The 16,064-nt window shown below is 63.0% G+C and carries 12 protein-coding genes and 1 pseudogene; 2 read left to right on the forward strand and 11 right to left on the reverse strand.

What is annotated here, in order from left to right; all coding sequences use genetic code 11:
- Positions 1–32: 32 nt before the first annotated feature.
- Entirely contained in the window at positions 33–2,216 is a 2,184-nt protein-coding gene (gene katG / locus AC6CIG_RS19535) for a catalase/peroxidase HPI (protein WP_498323548.1), read from the forward strand.
- Positions 2,217–2,279: 63 nt separating this feature from the next.
- On the opposite strand, the gene AC6CIG_RS19540 is transcribed toward katG, so the two are convergent.
- The 8 genes from AC6CIG_RS19540 to AC6CIG_RS19575 all read right to left on the reverse strand — a co-directional run bounded on the left by AC6CIG_RS19540 (position 2,280) and on the right by AC6CIG_RS19575 (position 11,584).
- On the reverse strand, positions 2,280–3,482 hold the full coding sequence (locus AC6CIG_RS19540) for a multidrug effflux MFS transporter (protein WP_498323549.1): 1,203 nt from the start codon (positions 3,480–3,482) through the stop codon (positions 2,280–2,282).
- A gap of 96 nt (positions 3,483–3,578) precedes the next feature.
- Positions 3,579–4,256, reverse strand: a complete 678-nt coding sequence (locus tag AC6CIG_RS19545; RefSeq protein WP_018096551.1) for a cupin domain-containing protein — start codon at positions 4,254–4,256, stop codon at positions 3,579–3,581.
- Positions 4,257–4,351: 95 nt separating this feature from the next.
- The gene (locus AC6CIG_RS19550) at positions 4,352–5,650 is read right to left on the reverse strand and encodes an amidohydrolase family protein (protein WP_498323551.1); all 1,299 of its coding nucleotides are present in this window, start codon (positions 5,648–5,650) and stop codon (positions 4,352–4,354) included.
- Positions 5,651–5,667: 17 nt separating this feature from the next.
- Complete coding sequence (locus AC6CIG_RS19555) at positions 5,668–6,612, reverse strand: ABC transporter permease (RefSeq protein ID WP_102764384.1); 945 nt, start codon at positions 6,610–6,612, stop codon at positions 5,668–5,670.
- Positions 6,609–7,658: an ABC transporter permease gene (locus tag AC6CIG_RS19560; protein ID WP_102761994.1), complete on the reverse strand. Its 1,050-nt coding sequence runs from the start codon at positions 7,656–7,658 to the stop codon at positions 6,609–6,611. Before AC6CIG_RS19560 ends, AC6CIG_RS19555 begins: the two co-directional genes overlap by 4 nt.
- A complete protein-coding gene (locus tag AC6CIG_RS19565; protein ID WP_498323553.1) occupies positions 7,648–9,174 on the reverse strand; it encodes an ABC transporter ATP-binding protein in 1,527 nt (508 codons plus the stop codon). The genes AC6CIG_RS19560 and AC6CIG_RS19565 overlap by 11 nt, the downstream gene beginning before the upstream one ends.
- Positions 9,171–10,586 carry an amidase gene (locus AC6CIG_RS19570; protein ID WP_498323554.1) on the reverse strand — a complete coding sequence of 472 codons (1,416 nt, stop codon included), beginning with the start codon at positions 10,584–10,586 and terminating at the stop codon, positions 9,171–9,173. The genes AC6CIG_RS19565 and AC6CIG_RS19570 overlap by 4 nt, the downstream gene beginning before the upstream one ends.
- 11 nt (positions 10,587–10,597) lie before the next feature.
- Entirely contained in the window at positions 10,598–11,584 is a 987-nt protein-coding gene (locus tag AC6CIG_RS19575; protein ID WP_018096557.1) for a BMP family protein, read from the reverse strand.
- Between the two features lie 299 nt (positions 11,585–11,883).
- Here AC6CIG_RS19575 and AC6CIG_RS19580 point away from each other — a divergent pair.
- Positions 11,884–12,659: pseudogene (locus tag AC6CIG_RS19580) on the forward strand (sulfite exporter TauE/SafE family protein).
- A gap of 13 nt (positions 12,660–12,672) precedes the next feature.
- Here the strand turns inward: AC6CIG_RS19580 and AC6CIG_RS19585 are convergent.
- The 3 genes from AC6CIG_RS19585 to dinB all read right to left on the reverse strand — a co-directional run bounded on the left by AC6CIG_RS19585 (position 12,673) and on the right by dinB (position 16,043).
- Complete coding sequence (locus tag AC6CIG_RS19585) at positions 12,673–13,404, reverse strand: adenylate/guanylate cyclase domain-containing protein (RefSeq protein ID WP_498323556.1); 732 nt, start codon at positions 13,402–13,404, stop codon at positions 12,673–12,675.
- Positions 13,405–14,292: 888 nt separating this feature from the next.
- The gene (locus tag AC6CIG_RS19590; RefSeq protein ID WP_018096561.1) at positions 14,293–14,415 is read right to left on the reverse strand and encodes a hypothetical protein; all 123 of its coding nucleotides are present in this window, start codon (positions 14,413–14,415) and stop codon (positions 14,293–14,295) included.
- A gap of 494 nt (positions 14,416–14,909) precedes the next feature.
- A complete protein-coding gene (gene dinB / locus AC6CIG_RS19595) occupies positions 14,910–16,043 on the reverse strand; it encodes a DNA polymerase IV (RefSeq protein WP_498323558.1) in 1,134 nt (377 codons plus the stop codon).
- Positions 16,044–16,064: the final 21 nt, after the last annotated feature.

Genomic DNA, 16,064 nt, shown 5'->3' on the forward strand with positions numbered 1-16,064 from the left:
GGACGCGCACAATCGAGGAAGAGGAGATTACTATGGATCAGAAGAGCGATAGTGCGGGCAAGTGTCCCGTCGCACACACGGCACCGAGAGGCAGATCGAACCGCGACTGGTGGCCGGATCAGTTGGACGTCCAGGTTCTGCACCGGCATTCCGGTCTTTCCGATCCGTTGGGCAAGACGTTCAACTACGCCGAGGAGTTCAAGAAGCTCGACCTCGATGCGCTGAAGCGGGACCTGCATGCACTGATGACGGATTCGCAGGACTGGTGGCCGGCCGACTTCGGCCACTATGGCGGGCTCTTCATCCGCATGGCCTGGCACAGCGCCGGCACCTACCGCATCACCGACGGCCGTGGCGGCGCCGGTCAGGGCCAGCAGCGTTTCGCGCCGCTCAACAGCTGGCCGGACAACGCCAATCTCGACAAGGCCCGACGTTTGCTGTGGCCGATCAAGCAGAAGTACGGCAACAGGATTTCCTGGGCGGATCTGTTGATCCTGACCGGCAATGTCGCGCTCGAATCCATGGGCTTCAAGACCTTCGGCTTTGCCGGCGGCCGGGTCGACGTATGGGAGCCGGAGGAATTGTTCTGGGGACCGGAAGGCACCTGGCTGGGCGACGAGCGCTACAGCGGCGAACGGCAACTGAGCGAGCCGCTTGCCGCCGTGCAGATGGGCCTCATCTACGTCAACCCGGAAGGCCCGAACGGCAATCCCGATCCGGTTGCTGCCGCGCACGATATCCGCGAAACCTTTGCCCGGATGGCTATGAACGACGAAGAGACGGTGGCGCTGATCGCCGGCGGCCACACCTTCGGCAAGACGCATGGCGCGGGCGATCCCTCGTTCATCGGCGCAGACGCGGAAGGCGGCGCGATCGAGGATCAGGGTCTCGGCTGGAAGAGCACCTTCGGCACGGGCGTCGGCAAGGACGCGATCACGGGCGGGCCGGAAGTGACCTGGTCGCAGACGCCCACCCGCTGGAGCAACCACTTCTTCGAAAACCTGTTCAACCACGAATGGGAACTGACCAAGAGCCCCGCCGGCGCATATCAATGGAAGGCGAAGAACGCCGAGGCTTCCATCCCCGATGCCTATGACGCCTCCAGGAAGCATGTTCCGACCATGCTGACCACGGATCTGTCGCTGCGTTTCGATCCCGCTTACGAGAAAATCTCGCGCCGCTTCCTCGAAAATCCGGACCAGTTCGCCGACGCTTTCGCCCGCGCCTGGTTCAAGCTGACCCACCGCGACATGGGGCCGAAGGTTCGCTATCTCGGCCCTGAGGTCCCGGCCGAGGATCTGATCTGGCAGGACGTAATCCCGGCCGTCGACCACAGGCTGGTCGACGAGACGGACATAGCCGGCCTCAAGGCGAAGGTCCTCGCTTCCGGCCTGTCGGTGCAGGAACTTGTCTCGACCGCATGGGCTTCCGCCTCGACCTTCCGCGGCTCCGACAAGCGCGGCGGCGCCAATGGTGCGCGAATCCGCCTGGCGCCGCAGAAAGACTGGGAGGTCAACCAGCCGACTCAGCTCGCCAGGGTTCTCTCTGTGCTTGAGGGCATACAGAGGGACTTCAACGCCGCCCAGACCGGCGGCAAGAGGATCTCGCTTGCCGATCTGATCGTGCTTGCAGGTGGCGCCGCCGTCGAAAAGGCGGCGAAGGCCGGTGGCCACGACATTGCCGTTCCGTTCACGCCGGGTCGCATGGATGCCTCGGAGGCACAGACCGACGCCGCATCCTTCGCCGCGCTGGAGCCTCGTGCCGATGGTTTCCGCAACTATGTGAGCACCAGCCGCCGGCAATTCATGAAGCCGGAAGAGGCGCTTGTGGATCGCGCTCAACTGCTGACGCTGGCCGCCCCGGAAATGACCGTTCTCGTCGGTGGCCTGCGCGTGCTGAAGGCGGGCGAGCCCAAGCATGGCGTCTTCACGTCGCGGCCCGAAGCGCTGACGAACGACTTCTTCGTCAACCTGCTCGATATGGGCACGCAGTGGTCACCCATCGCAGGCGAAGAAGGCGTATACGAAGGCCGCGACCGCAAGACGGGCGCTGCGCGGTGGACCGGCACCCGCGTCGACCTGATCTTCGGCTCGCATTCACAGCTGCGTGCCTTTGCGGAGGTGTACGCCCAGTCTGACGCCGGGGAGAAGTTCGTGAAGGACTTCGTCGCGGCCTGGAACAAGGTCATGAACGCCGACCGCTTCGATCTGGTGTGATTGACGGGGCCAGGACGTGGCTTGAGCCATGTCCTGGCCTTCCCCGCATCGTCGTCAAATGCGCTAACCGTCTTCAGTTTCGTTCGCCGCGCTGCCGATCAGCGTCAGACACAGCAAAGCCAGCAGCGCAGCGAGGCTACTCGCCGAGGCTAGCGGCCACCAGCCTATGTTGATGAAAGGAGCGGCGGCGGCGGTACCTCCGGCAGTGATCCCAAGTATAGCGGCAACGACCAACGCGGCGCCGCGTGAATGATCCCCTCTTGAGGCAAGGATTGCCTGGTGGAAACCGATTGGGCCCCGTATGCCGAACGCGCCGTTTGCGGTCATCCACAGGGGCACGAGCACAGTCAGACTGCGTCCGCCTAGGGATGTGTAGAGAAGGACCAGGAAGAAGCCAAGAACCTCAGCTCCGGTACCGATTACGATCATGCGTTCGGTACCGAATCTTCGGGCAAGTGCATTGGACGCGTTCGACGCCAGTATAAAAAGGGCGATGCCGAAAACTTGAAGGAGAATGAAGTCTCCGATCGTCATGCCCAATGCCCCTGTCATCACTGCGGGGGCGCCGAATACAAAGATAAGAATGCTGCCGAGGGAAAGCGCCTGGCTTAAGCCGTGCCGAAGAAAGTCGCGATTGCGGATGATCGACATATAGCTTCGATGGAGCTCAAGAGCCTCGAGCCGGTCCGGAAGCGATTGACGGTAGGCCCAGCTGCCAATGGCGCAGAGAATTGCGAGTCCGGCCAACATAAGGAAAGAAGTCTGCCATCCCCCCACCGTCATAAGATAGGCTCCGACGATGGGCGCAAGAGCCGGCGTCAAGGACTCGATGGAGCCGAGCCTGCCGAACATGGAAGGCGCCTTGTCCGCAGGGTAAAGGCCGTGAATAAAGCCCGGCGCGAAAACCGCCGGGCCCGAGCCGAACGCGCCTTGCGCGAAACGCAAGACGACCAGCCATTCCAAGGTCGGCGCGTAGGCAGATAGCAGAGACGTGACGGCAAACAGGCCAAGCGACCAGACCAACAGCTTGCGGCGAGAGTACCTCGCCCCGAGTTCGCCGAAGGTAAGCAGTCCCACGAGCGTGCCACCGGCATAGGCTGCAAGGACCATCTGCGCCAATGCCGCAGTCCCGCCGATTGCCGTCGGCATGGCCGGAATTGCCGGCAGCACCAAGTCAGTCCCCGCGATTCCGAGGACGGTGCCGAATGAGATAAGCAGGAACATGACGGTTGGCGAAGCATTCACGGACATACCTGCCCATAACATGCAGACTTCGCTTGACCAATCGCACTTTGCTTATCGGTTTCACCACAAATCTTAATGGTACGCCGCAGATGCTCCGTCCGGAGCCCGCGTAGCGCTTCAGGGCAGCTGCAGCACGTCGGGGTGCTGCAGCGGTGCGTCCTTGATCCAGATCTCAGCGCCTTTACGCCCGGTGATCGCTTCGAGCGCCTCTCCTGCGGGCAACCGGCCCCAACTCTGCGGCTCCAGTTGCTCGCCCCTGGCTGCAAGGCCGCCGGAAAGGACGAGGAACTCGAGCCCACGGCGATTCTCGACGCCGACGGCTGAACCCGGCAGCCAGGTTTCTATCGACACGCGCTCTTTTCCGTCGTCGAACAGGACGCGCGCTGCCTCTACCCCCTCGCGCAACGGCGCTGATTCACCCTCTCCAGGGTGGCGAACGATTTGCGTGCCGTCGCCCTCACGATATTGCCAGAGCCGCACGAAGATCGTGCAGCCCTCCTTCGAGGCAGGTATATGCGAGGTGCCGGGCGGATTGCGGAAATAGCTGCCCGCAGGATAGTCGCCGTGCTCGTCCTCGAACGTCCCCTCGAGCACGAGGATTTCCTCGCCGCCGCTATGGACGTGGCGTGGAAAGGCGCTGCCCGGCGCATAGCGAACGATCGAGGTTGCGCGCGCAACTTCGCCGCCGATACGGTAGAGCATGCGGCGATCCACCCCTGCGGCGGGGCTTGGAACCCAGTCGAGTTTAGCCGAATGGACGATTACGGGTTTCGTCAGGTCTTCATTGATGCGCATCTGACAGGTCTCCCATTGTCACGACTATACGGAACTTCGCGTCACCGGACCTCATTTTTCTCAACAGTTCGGTGGTCCGCTCCAGCGGCATGGGATCAGCGCTGCAGCACCGGGGGAACGTAGTCGCGTCCCATGTCGATCGAGGCAGGACGCCCGGCGAGGAAAAGCTCGCCGACGCGCGGCGCGGTTTTCGCGATGACCTTGCCTGCCTTGATGACGAACAACCGGTTCGGTTTCAGCCTCAACGCCTCGGTGACGTCGGCGGCCTGAAGCACGACCAGGTCGGCATTGCAGCCGGTCTCGAGGCCGTAGCCTTCGAGCCCCATGGTCTTTGCCGAATTGACGGTGAGCGCGTCGAAGATCTTGCGCTTGTCGTCAATGCCGGCCATCTGCGCGACATGGATCGCCATATGGCCGACCTCCAGCATGTCGCCGGACCCCATCGAGTACCAGGGGTCCATGACGCAGTCGTGTCCGAAGGAGACGTTGAGGCCGGCCGCCATCAGCTCGCGCACCCGCGTCATGCCCCGCCGCTTCGGATAGGTGTCGTGGCGGCCCTGAAGCATGATGTTGATCAGCGGATTGGGGATCACGTTGATCTCCGCCTCGGCCATCAGCGGGATGAGCTTCGAGACATAGTAGTTGTCCATCGAATGCATCGAGGTGAGATGCGAACCTGCCACGCGCCCCTTGAGCCCGAACCGCACCGTCTGGGCGGCGAGCGTCTCGATGTGGCGCGACAACGGATCGTCGGTTTCGTCACAATGCATGTCGACCGGCAGGCCGCGGTCGGCGGCGATCCGGCACAGCGCCTCGACGGAGCGGGCGCCGTCTTCCATCGTCCGCTCGAAGTGAGGAATGCCGCCAACGATGTCGATGCCCATATCGAGCGCGCGCTCGAGCGAGGAGACACCATCGGGCGCGCGGTAATATCCGTCCTGCGGGAAGGCGACGAGCTGCAGATCGATATAGGGTGCGACCTTTTCCTTGACCTCGAGCAGCGCTTCGGCCGTCACGAGGCGCGGATCGGACGTGTCCACGTGGCTGCGAATATAGAGAAGGCCCTGGGCCACGGCGAGGTCGCAATAGCGAAGCGCTCGTTCGACGAGGGCTTCCTTCGTCAGCAGCGGCCGCAGCTCGCCCCAGAGCGCGATGCCCTCGAGCAGCGTGCCGGAGACGTTCATGCGCGGCAAACCGAGTGACAGCGTCGCATCCATGTGGAAATGGGGATCGCAGAAGGGCGGGCTGACCAGACGGCCGGACACGTCGATCTCCTCGCCGGCGGTCGCGGCTATCGACTTCTCGATGGCGGCGATCTTGCCGCCGGCAAGGCCGATATCAAAGCCCTGCCGGCCGTCCGGCAGGTTCGCATTGCGGATGATCAGGTCGAACATGGGTCAGTCCTTCGGGTTTAGCGCTCGCCGCGCCGGTAGGGTTGCATCAGCGCCTGCGGAACGCGGGCGCGCCGGGCCATGAGCGCCAGCGCTGCGATCGACATCAGATAGGGGATCATCAGGAAGATCTGATAGGGGACGACGCCGCTCAGCCGCGTCTGCAGGCGCAGCTGGAAGCCGTCGAACAATGCAAACAGCAGCGCTCCGACGAGGGCGCGGCCCGGCCGCCAGGAGGCGAAGACGACGAGCGCTATGCAGATCCAGCCCCGCCCCTGCACCATGGTCGGAAAGAAGCTGTTGAAGGCCGAGAGCGTCAGGAAGGCGCCGCCGATGCCCATCAGCGCGCTCCCGACGACGACGGAACCAAAGCGGATCGCCATCGGGTTGATGCCTTGCGCCTCGGCGGCGTGCGGATTTTCCCCCGTCATGCGGATCGCCAGGCCTAGCGGCGTACGGAAAAGCATGTAGCCGAGCGCCAGCGCCAGCAGGATCGCCGCATAGGTCGGCGGCGTCTGCGTGAAGAGCGCCGGACCCAGGAAGGGGAGGGACGATAGCACCGGCACGTCGATCGGCTGGAACGGTTCGATCGTCGGCGGCGTACCCGCGACCGGTACCAGCAGACGGAAGACGTAGTAGCTGAAGCTCGAGGCGAAAAGCGTCACCCCGAGGCCGGACACATGCTGCGACAATCCGAGCGTGACCGTCAGGCCCGCATGCAGGAGGCCGAAGATCCCGCCGGAGAGACCCGCGACGAGAATGCCCGTCCACAGGTCGGCGCCGTTATAGACCGTAAGCCAGCCGATCATTGCGCCGAAGGTCATGATGCCCTCGATGCCGAGATTCAGGACGCCGGAGCGCTCGCACAGGAGCGCGCCGAGCGTGCCGAGGATCAGCGGCGTGGCGATGCGCAGGACGGCCGCCCAGAGGCCGGCGGAAGCGAAAATGTCGATGGCGGCGTTCATCGGCGAATCCTGTACTGGGTGAAGAAGACCCCGGTCAGCATGCTGATCAGCGACAGGGCCACCGTGACATCGGCTATGTAGGAGGGGATACCCATGCTGCGGCTCATCCCGTCGGCCCCGACGAACATGACCGCCGTGAACAGGGCGGCAAGCACCACGCCCAGGGGGTGGAGATTGGCGAGCATGGCGACGACGATGCCGGAATAGCCGTAACCCGGCGACAGGTCCGTCGTCACATAGCCCTGCACGCCCATGACCTCGATAGCCCCCGCAAGGCCCGCGAGCCCGCCCGAAATGCAGGCTACCGTCACCAGTGTACGGCCGAGCGGCACGCCCGCGAACACCGCTCCGGCCGGATTGAGGCCGGCTGCTCGCGACTGCATGCCGAACACCGTGCGCGACTGAACGAGATGGACGGCGACGGCGAGGACGAGTGCGATCATCAGTCCGATATGGAGGCGGGACCGGGCGAAAAGCTTTGGCAGGACCGCCGCGTCGGCGACCGGTTGCGACTGCGGCCATCCGAAGCCCATCGGGTCTTTGAGCGGGCCGTCGATCAGCATGGAGACGAAGAGCACGGCGACGAAATTGAGGAGAAGCGTGGTCACGACCTCGTCGACGGAAAAGCGCAGCCTCAGCCAAAGCGGCACGAGCAGCAGGACGATGCCGGCTGCCGCGCCGACGACGAGAAGGAGCGGGATCTGCAGGGGGGAGGGGAGACCGCCGAAAAGGTGCGAACTGGCCGCGGCGACGGCAATCGCTCCGAGATAGAACTGACCCTCGGCGCCGATGTTCCAGAGCCTCGCCCGGAACGCGACCGCCGCGGCAAGGCCCGTTAGAATGAGCGGGCTTGCGCGGGTCAAGGTTTCGGTCGCCGAAAGCCGCGAGCCGAAAGCCCCGACGAGAATGCGCCAATAGGCCTCCATGACCGGGGCACCGGCGAGAGCGATAAGCAGGCCGGCCAACGCCAGCGCGCAGAGGATCGCAAGCACGGGCGTCGCGATCACCAGGGCGAGCGAACGATGTTCGCGTCGTTCAAAACGCATGCGGAACCTCGTGCTCTTCATTCCATTCGCCGGCCATCATCAGGCCGAGTTTCGTGGCACTGGCGCTGTCGGCGGCGATTGGAGGCGAAAGCCAACCGTTGACGATGGCCTGAATGCGGTCGGCAAGCGCCATGACTTCTTCCAGGTCCTCGGAGATGAGGAGCACCGCGGTTCCCGCGCGCCGCGCTTCGAGCAGCCGCTCGTGCACCGCGGCGACAGCCCCCTCGTCGAGCCCGCGCGCCGGCTGCGCCGCAAGCAGGATGCGCGGTCGGTCGATCAGATTGCGCCCGAGGATGAGTTTCTGCATGTTGCCGCCCGAGAGCAGCCGCGTGCGTGTCGTCGGCCGGCCGCCGCGCACGTCGAAGGCATCGATGATCTGGCCGGCGAATGCCTGGCCAGACGGTCGATCGACGAGGCCGTAGCGCGAAAATTGCGGCAGGCGCTCGAGAACGGCGTTCTCCCAAATGGCCATTTCGCCGATCGCGCCTTCCTTGTTGCGATCTTCCGGAATGCGGCCGATCCCCGCCCGGACGGCGCCGTCAACCGTAAGGTCGCCGATCGGCTCACCGAACAGCAGGAGTTCGCCCTTGTCGCGCCTGACCGTACCAGACAGGAGATGCGCCAGCGTCGTCTGGCCGTTGCCGGAAACTCCGATAATGCCGAGAATCTCGCCTGCGCGGAGGCTGAAATCGATGGACTTCAGCCGTTCCACCCCGTCGATGCTGACGCTCACATCCGCGACATCAAGCACCACCTCGCCGGGCGTCGAAGGCTCGCGCACCGGCCGGGCCACCTTGCGGCCGACCATAAGTTCGGCAAGCTCCGCCTTGTTCGTCTCTTTCGCAAGACGCTCGGCCACCTTGCGGCCGCCGCGCAGCACGACGATCCTGTCGGCCGCGGCCATGACCTCGTCCAGCTTGTGCGAAATGAAGATCAGCGAAAGCCCTTCGCGCGCCATGTCCTTCAGTGTCGAGAACAGCCGCACGGCCTCCAGATTCGTCAGCACCGCCGTCGGCTCGTCAAGCACCAGGATGTGCGCATCGTTGTAGAGCGCCTTCAGGATCTCGACGCGCTGCTGCTCGCCAACCGAGAGGTCGCCGACGCGCGCGTCCGGCTCCACGGTCAGACCGAACCGCTGGCAAATGCCGCGCAGTTTCCGCCGCGCCGCGCCGGTGCCGGATCGCAGCTGCCATAGGCGTTCCGTGCCGGCCATGACGTTTTCCAGCACCGTCAGGTTGGGGGCGAGCGAGAAATGCTGATGCACCATGCCGATGCCGGCGCGGATCGCCGCGCGTGGCTTGCCCGCAGGGAGTTCCCGTCCCTCGACCAGCACCTTGCCGCTATCAGGCACATAATGGCCGAACAGGATGCTCATCAGCGTGGTCTTGCCGGCGCCGTTTTCGCCGAGTAGGGCGACGATCTCGCCCCTTCCGAGACTCAGCGAGATGTCGTCATTGGCGAGATTGTCGCCGAAGCGCTTGCTGACGCTGCAAATGTCGAGAATGGCTTCGCTCATTCCGGAATTCCCGCGACGGCGAAACGGTGCTGCCAGCGGCCCTCTCCTTCCAGGCGCGCCGCAAGCTCGATGAGGAGGCGGTCGCCGCCCATGGGCGCCAGGATCTGCACTGGCAGCGGCAATCCGGCTTCATCCGCGCCGAATGGGAGCGTGAGGGCCGGAAAACCGGTGGCATTGGCGAGTGCGGCAAGTGGCGCAAATGCCGTCATGCGGCGAATCTGAAGGTCGATATCGTCGTGGTCGAAAGGAAAGGATCCGATAGGAAGGGGTGCCGACGCAAGCATGGGCGTCAGGATACAGTCTACCCGGTCGAAAAGCGACCAGACCGCATGGCTCGCATGGACGGCGTCGTCAAGCGTCACCCAAAGCGCGGTCGCCTCAAGTTGCGTCCCATGGCTGATAAAAGCCTGCGTCAGCCGTTCGGCGCGTCCGGCATCGAGACCGGCGGAAGCGACGAAATTGGCCAGGTTGACGGCGACGATGTCGCGCAGAACCCGGCCGCTCGCGGCAATGCCCGCAGCGAACGCGTCCCAACGCATCGCAACGATGCTGTGGCCGTCTCGCTCCAGCGCCCGCGCTGCCTCTTCGACGGCCTCGCTGCGCGCCGGTTCGGTCGGGTATTGGCCGCCGGTCTCGAGAAGAAGGCCGACACGTAAGGGGCCGGACGGGGAGGGGGCGAACCACGGATCGGCGAACGGCCCTCTGGCACGTCCGGCTGCCGCGTCGAAAATCGCCGCCAGGTCACGGACGGAACGGCACAGCGCAAGTTCACCGGCAATGCCGCCGAGATGATTGCCGAAGGATGGTCCAGCCGCGATCGCACCCCGGCTCGCTTTGAGGCCGAAGAGACCGCAACATGCCGCGGGGACGCGGATCGACCCGCCCGCATCGGTCGCATGGGCGATCGCCACGATGCCTGCGGCAACGGCAGCCGCCGCCCCGCCGGAAGAGCCGCCGGGCGTCCGGCCCGGATCGAGGGGGTTGCGGCAGATAGGCCCGGCCGCAGGCTCGCTTGCGAGCGACAGGCCCATTTCCGGCACCGTGGTCAGTCCAAAGAAGCAAAGGCCTGCTCCGCGGAGCCGCGCTGCCAGTTCGCTGTCTTCCGAGACGGCGGCACGGCGCTCGAGCATGTTCGATCCGGCCGCAACCGGAAGGCCGGCAAAGGGGCCGCCCAGATCCTTGGCAAGGCTCGGGACGCCGAGAAACGGTGCGGCCTGCCCGCCGCCAGGCAAGTGGCGCAGGCGGGCGTCCGCATGTTCGGCGGCCTTTCGTCCGAGCGTCGGGTCGAGATGGACGATTGCGCCTATTTCTGCCGATCGGCCGGCCGCCGCAAGGGATGCTTCCATCGCTTCGGAAGCGGTGCGGCGGCCCGTTCGGATCGCCTCACCGAGAGAGATTGCATCGCCTGCCATAGACAAGCCGACTACTTCGGCTCGTCCGTGATGCGCGGAACCTCGAAGGCGCCGGATTTGATCTCGGCGCGCTTGGCTTCCATCGCCGCTTCGGCATCTGCCGGGGCGACGCCCTTGACATAGGCAATGTCGCTGCCGCCTTCCTTGAGCAGGCCGAAGGCTGTGTAGTCCTTGCCGACCGGCTTGCCGGCGGAGACGTCGGCAATTGCGGCGTTGAGGATTGGGCGGAAGCCCCAGAGCGCGTTGGCGAAGACCGTGTCGGGATAGCGCGGCGTATAGTCGATCAGCGAACCCACGGATTTGAGCCCGCGTTCCTTCGCGGCATCGGCGGTGCCGATGCGCTCGCCGAAGAGGATGTCGGCACCGGCGTCGATCTGGGCGAGGCCCGCTTCGCGCGCCTTCGGCGGGTCGAAGAAGGTACCGATGAAGGTGACGAGGTGCTTGGCATCGGGATTGACGGCCTTCACGCCCGCAGCGAAGGCGTTGATCAGCATGTTGACTTCCGGGATCGGCATGGCGCCGACGGAGCCTACGACGTTCGACTTCGTTATCTTGCCGGCGAGCATGCCGGCGAGATAGGCGCCGTCGTGGTTCCAGGTGCCGAAAACGCCGAAATTGTCGCCCGCTTCCTTACCGCTCGAGCCGAGGACGAAGGCGGTCTCCGGATAATCTGCGGCGACTTCGCGGGCCTGCTTTTCAACGGCATAGGCTTCGCCGATGATGAGCTTTGCACCCTGCTCGGCATATTCGCGCATCGCGCGGGGATAGTCCGTGCCGGAAACGCCTTCGGAGAAGACATATTCGATCACGCCTTCCGCGGCCGCATCCTGCAGCGCCTTGTGCAGGACCGAGTTCCAGGCGTTTTCGACAGGGGAGGCGTGAATACCGGCAACCTTAACCGGCGTGCTGGCGCGGACGCCCGGCGCAAAAGCGCTCACGCCAAGCGCCAAGCCCGACGCAAGCACATTGCGCCGGCTCATCATCAGATCTCTTGCCATGGATGGTGTTCCCCATTTTTACCAATTGGTAGAATCTTTATTTTGTACAAAGCTTTGTCAAGCAGTGCGGGTGAATAGAAAAGCGGCAATGAGCGACTTTTCCGGGGATCGCGGATGACGGTCATCGATGCCCTGAGCCGCTCGAGGCTACAGGCCCCGCGGAACAAGCCCCATGTGCATTCGTTTTCCACCTTGCCAAGAAGCAGAGACTGAAGTGAAGCAGGAAGCCTCCGTGTGCCGCTGCACATGTGAGGCTTCCTTGTGCGGGGCGGTCGAGTCCCCCTAACCCGGAGCTGTCCATGGAAGAATTCATCCTGTTCGCATTGGTCGGCTTTCTCGCGCAGGTGATCGATGGCGCTCTCGGGATGGCCTACGGCGTCATCTGCTCGACGGTGCTTCTTGCCTTTGGGGTGCCGCCTGCCCAGGCGTCGGCGTCGGCCCATGCGGCGGAATTGTTCACCACTGCCGCTTCCGGATCGGCCCATCTCTATCACCGCAACATCGATTGGAAGCTGTTCTGGCGGCTCATTCCTTTCGGCATCGCCGGTGGAATGCTGGGTGCCTTCGTCGTGACCTCGTTTGACGGAGATCAGGTCAAGCCTTTCGTCACGGCCTATCTTGCAGTGATCGGAGCCTGGCTGCTTTACCGCTCCTTTCATCGCATTCCCACAAACCCGGTCAAGCTGAGGCTCGTGGCACCGCTCGGCGCAACCGCGGGGTTTCTGGATGCCGCGGGCGGCGGCGGATGGGGGCCCGTCGCCACCACCGGTCTGCTCGGCGCAGGCGGACAGCCGCGCTTCGTCATCGGGACCGTCAATGCGAGCGAGTTTCTGATCGCACTTTCAGTGTCTCTGAGCTTCCTGGCCACGGTTCTAACCGGTCACTGGGAACAGGCTGGCGATTTCCGCGACCATCTTACATCCATCGGCGGGCTGATCACGGGCGGCGTGCTTGCCGCGCCCTTTGCAGGATGGGTGGTCAAGGCACTGCGAGAGAAAACGCTCCTGCGGCTCGTCGGATCTTGATCACGCTGTTGGCCGGCTATCAGACGCTCGAACTTACCGGGTATCTCTGAACCCCGGCTTTCTTCAGATTGCGTAAAGTTCGATCGGCTTCTCAAAGCCCTTGAGAGAGTATTTTCGGCCCTCGCTTGCCGCCGTTTGGCTCTGCGCGCGCTCGCAAACGGCCCTGGTCACCAGGATTCGCCCCGCCTCGGCGGCGGACTGGGCCCGAGCGGCAGTGTTCACAACCGTTCCGATGGCGGTCAGGTCGCGGTGGGATCGGCCGAACTCTCCGAAGCTGGCCTCACCGGTGTCGATGCCGATGCCGACACCGAGCTCACTTCCGTCCAGGCCGGCACCCTCCGCTAGGCGAACCTCACGGCGCGATTGGCATCGGCGCTGGATCTCCCGTGCGGCAAGTACGGCGCGCTCGGCGTGATCCGGGTGGGGGATCGGAAAGTTGAAGATTGCCATGATCGCGTCCCCGACCGTCTTGTTGAGCAGGCCGTCGAACTCCCAAATCGCCGCGGCACATTCATCGTAGAAATCATCCAGCAGCGACGAAACACTGTCGGCCGAAAGCGACTGCGAAAGCGCCGTATAGCCTCGCAGATCTGCAAAAAGCACGGAGACGTCAACGGTGATCTTGCGGGCTTTCATCACGCGCGTGAACATGAGTTCGCAGATCGTGCAGGTATTCGGGTTCATCCGGCTCGGGCGGATGCCAAAGGCGCGGAAGGGAATGGAAGCCGGCCCGCGCAGGGGCACCGGAATACGCATCTGCTCCCAGCATCCCTTGCAAATCCTGGATTGAGACATGTTGCCGCCGCCCTGTTTGCGTGACGCGCTGCGACTCTCGCATATATGGGCCACAAAATCTCTCGAAAACCCTTGCGGTCCGTAACTGAGACCGCGATGGTCCGTTAACCTTCGGACAGTTCTTCGGCCGTGGCCGCTATGGGTGCATTCCACAAGGAATTGTTGACGTATTTGAAAGCAAGGATGCTGACAATTGAGGCGACTATAACTACAATGACGATACGCATGAAGATTTACCAGGTTCGTTGCCACGCCGAGGAACTCTCCCGGAGACCTCGTTGTTCCAGCACATCCGGTTCGGCGGGAACTCCAACCGACTAACCGAGAAGTAATTCACGGATAAGCCCGACTGACGAAAACCGGTGCTGCCTTTCGGCGGCAGCCGACGGCTCTCACCTGTCCGGCCGAGCGGGATCTCCAACAGCCTTTCCTCAACGAACCTGTGTTTGCGCGACAGGCAGATAGACTTTGGAGCCGGCGCGCTCTCCACCACTCAAGGAACCCCCGACCAGCAGATAGGCTGATATTGCGAGGACCGACAACAGCAGAATGCTTACGGGCAGTCCCGTTGAGGCGTGATGTTCCGGTTCCTGATAATTCCATCCAGTCATTCGAACGTACTCCACTCCACACACAGTGAGAACGAGCCACCGATGCAGCAGTTCCTGCAACGATGGCTGAACCTGGGTAACGATGTTCGAGGCGTTGTAACGAGCCGGCATTATACCATGCCGTCGCTGCCGCGGAGGGGTTATTGGCGGGGTATCATTCCGCCATGTTCACCGGCCGTTCCTAGCTATTTCAGGCGTGGCGCGGTCTAGAGCGGGATGAGGAAAAGTGTGTCCGGTTTGCGGCCGCTTGGGATGCGGACGCATTTGCCGAAACCATTCACCAGATCACGTCGTAAAGAGTAATAAAGACGATCATTCCAATGCAGAGTGCTGGCGTCGACCTGATCGCGAAATCGACGGGATTGAATTGGTATCCGAAGCTTTCAACATAGGATTTCATTGGTTTCCTCCCGGTGAGCTGTCTGGAATCGAGACGGTTTGGCGAACGGACCATCCGCTTCCTTCGAAGCGTGATCTGCAAGGCTCGCTCAGAGCCCGCGGAGCAGGTTCGACTCCATGGCAGCACGAACAAGTGCCGCCATATTCTCCGTCAGCAGCAGAGAAAGCTTTGCGCCCTTATGGAGTCGATCGGTGATCGGAGAGATGGGTAGGATCTTGGAGCCAAGCCCGTCAATGAATAGCCATTAACTGTTGGGCCATAAATATGGCGAAATCAAGATTTTCTCAGCTATTTCCTGAAGAGATTTCAGGGGGCCGAGGAAATTTTGTAAACGCCTCGGGATTTTTCTTTCTCGCTGAATGCCCCCTCTCCGACATTTTCTTTCGATACGCATAAGTGTTTTTCTCTGCAGCTCTCGGGATTTGATATTTACTTGGATGGACTGTCGCACTTCCTCCCGCGGCAGGCTTTTTCGTTTCTGTCAGGCCGCAGCTTCAAAGCGCCAGGGCGAGCTGCGGCCCGCTCCGATCGGCCACGGGATCGAGAGACGAGAGCGTGACCCCGAGCAATCGAATGCCTTTGGCGGCGGGAAAGATCGGTGACAGCAGCAGTTCCACGATCTCGCCCATTTCGGCGGCGCTCGCAATCGGCGCGACGATGGTCTTGCTTCGGGTGATCTGCGTGAAATCTGCCCACTTCACCTTCAGTGTCACGGTCTTGCCGCGAATGCCGCTGGCTTCACAATAGTGCCAGACCTTGTCGATCAAAGGCTTAAGGCCCGCGCGGGCCGCCTCAAGATCATGAACATCCTCCCGAAACGTATCCTCGGCGCCGATCGATTTCCGGATGCGGTCGGGCTTGACCTCACGCTCGTCGATGCCGCGGGCGATCCAGTAGAAATACGGCCCCGACTTGCCGAAGTGCTGTTGCAGGAAGGCGAGATCACGGGATTTGAGGTCGGCGCCGGTTTCGATGCCGAGCCGTTTCATCTTCTCCGCCGTTGCCGGTCCGACGCCGTGAAACTTCTTGACGGGAAGCGCCTGCACGAAATCTGGGCCGTGCTTCGGCGTGATGACGAATAGCCCATCGGGCTTGCGCTGGTCCGAAGCGATCTTCGCAAGGAACTTGTTGTAGGATACGCCGGCGGATGCGGTGAGCTGCGTCTCGGCCCGGATCCTGGCGCGTATCTGTTCCGCGATCTCGGTTGCGAGCTGCATGCCTTTCAGGTTCTCGGTAACGTCGAGATAGGCTTCATCCAGCGACAAAGGTTCGATCAGCGGCGTGTATTCGGCAAAGATCGCTTGAATCTGCCGCGAGACGGCCCGGTAGACGTCGAAGCGGTGCGGAACGAAGATCAGCTCCGGACATTTGCGCTTGGCCGTCACGGACGGCATAGCCGAGTGAACGCCGAATTTGCGGGCCTCGTAGCTCGCGGCCGCGACCACGCCGCGCGCCTCCGGATACCCGACTGCGACCGGTTTGCCTCGAAGCTCCGGATTGTCGCGCTGCTCCACCGAAGCATAAAATGCGTCCATGTCGATGTGGATGATTTTCCGCACGCGAGCAAAAGTGGAGGAGGCAGGTGCCCCTCCACTCCTTTCATCTTCCTCCGGCTCCGCTGGCATCATTTCCTCTCGCTATAGCGCTGT

The organism is Sinorhizobium sp. GQ132 (genome assembly GCF_059758575.1).

Coding starts and splice junctions, on each gene's coding strand:
- dinB (WP_498323558.1), bottom strand. CDS start 16,043: ATGATGCCAGCGGAGCCGGAGGAAGATGAAAGGAGTGGAGGGGCACCT.
- AC6CIG_RS19550 (WP_498323551.1), bottom strand. CDS start 5,650: ATGTTCGACCTGATCATCCGCAATGCGAACCTGCCGGACGGCCGGCAG.
- AC6CIG_RS19555 (WP_102764384.1), bottom strand. CDS start 6,612: ATGAACGCCGCCATCGACATTTTCGCTTCCGCCGGCCTCTGGGCGGCC.
- AC6CIG_RS19545 (WP_018096551.1), bottom strand. CDS start 4,256: ATGCGCATCAATGAAGACCTGACGAAACCCGTAATCGTCCATTCGGCT.
- AC6CIG_RS19575 (WP_018096557.1), bottom strand. CDS start 11,584: ATGGCAAGAGATCTGATGATGAGCCGGCGCAATGTGCTTGCGTCGGGC.
- katG (WP_498323548.1), top strand. CDS start 33: ATGGATCAGAAGAGCGATAGTGCGGGCAAGTGTCCCGTCGCACACACG.
- AC6CIG_RS19585 (WP_498323556.1), bottom strand. CDS start 13,404: ATGTCTCAATCCAGGATTTGCAAGGGATGCTGGGAGCAGATGCGTATT.
- AC6CIG_RS19540 (WP_498323549.1), bottom strand. CDS start 3,482: ATGTTATGGGCAGGTATGTCCGTGAATGCTTCGCCAACCGTCATGTTC.
- AC6CIG_RS19570 (WP_498323554.1), bottom strand. CDS start 10,586: ATGGCAGGCGATGCAATCTCTCTCGGTGAGGCGATCCGAACGGGCCGC.
- AC6CIG_RS19565 (WP_498323553.1), bottom strand. CDS start 9,174: ATGAGCGAAGCCATTCTCGACATTTGCAGCGTCAGCAAGCGCTTCGGC.
- AC6CIG_RS19560 (WP_102761994.1), bottom strand. CDS start 7,658: ATGCGTTTTGAACGACGCGAACATCGTTCGCTCGCCCTGGTGATCGCG.
- AC6CIG_RS19590 (WP_018096561.1), bottom strand. CDS start 14,415: ATGAAATCCTATGTTGAAAGCTTCGGATACCAATTCAATCCCGTCGAT.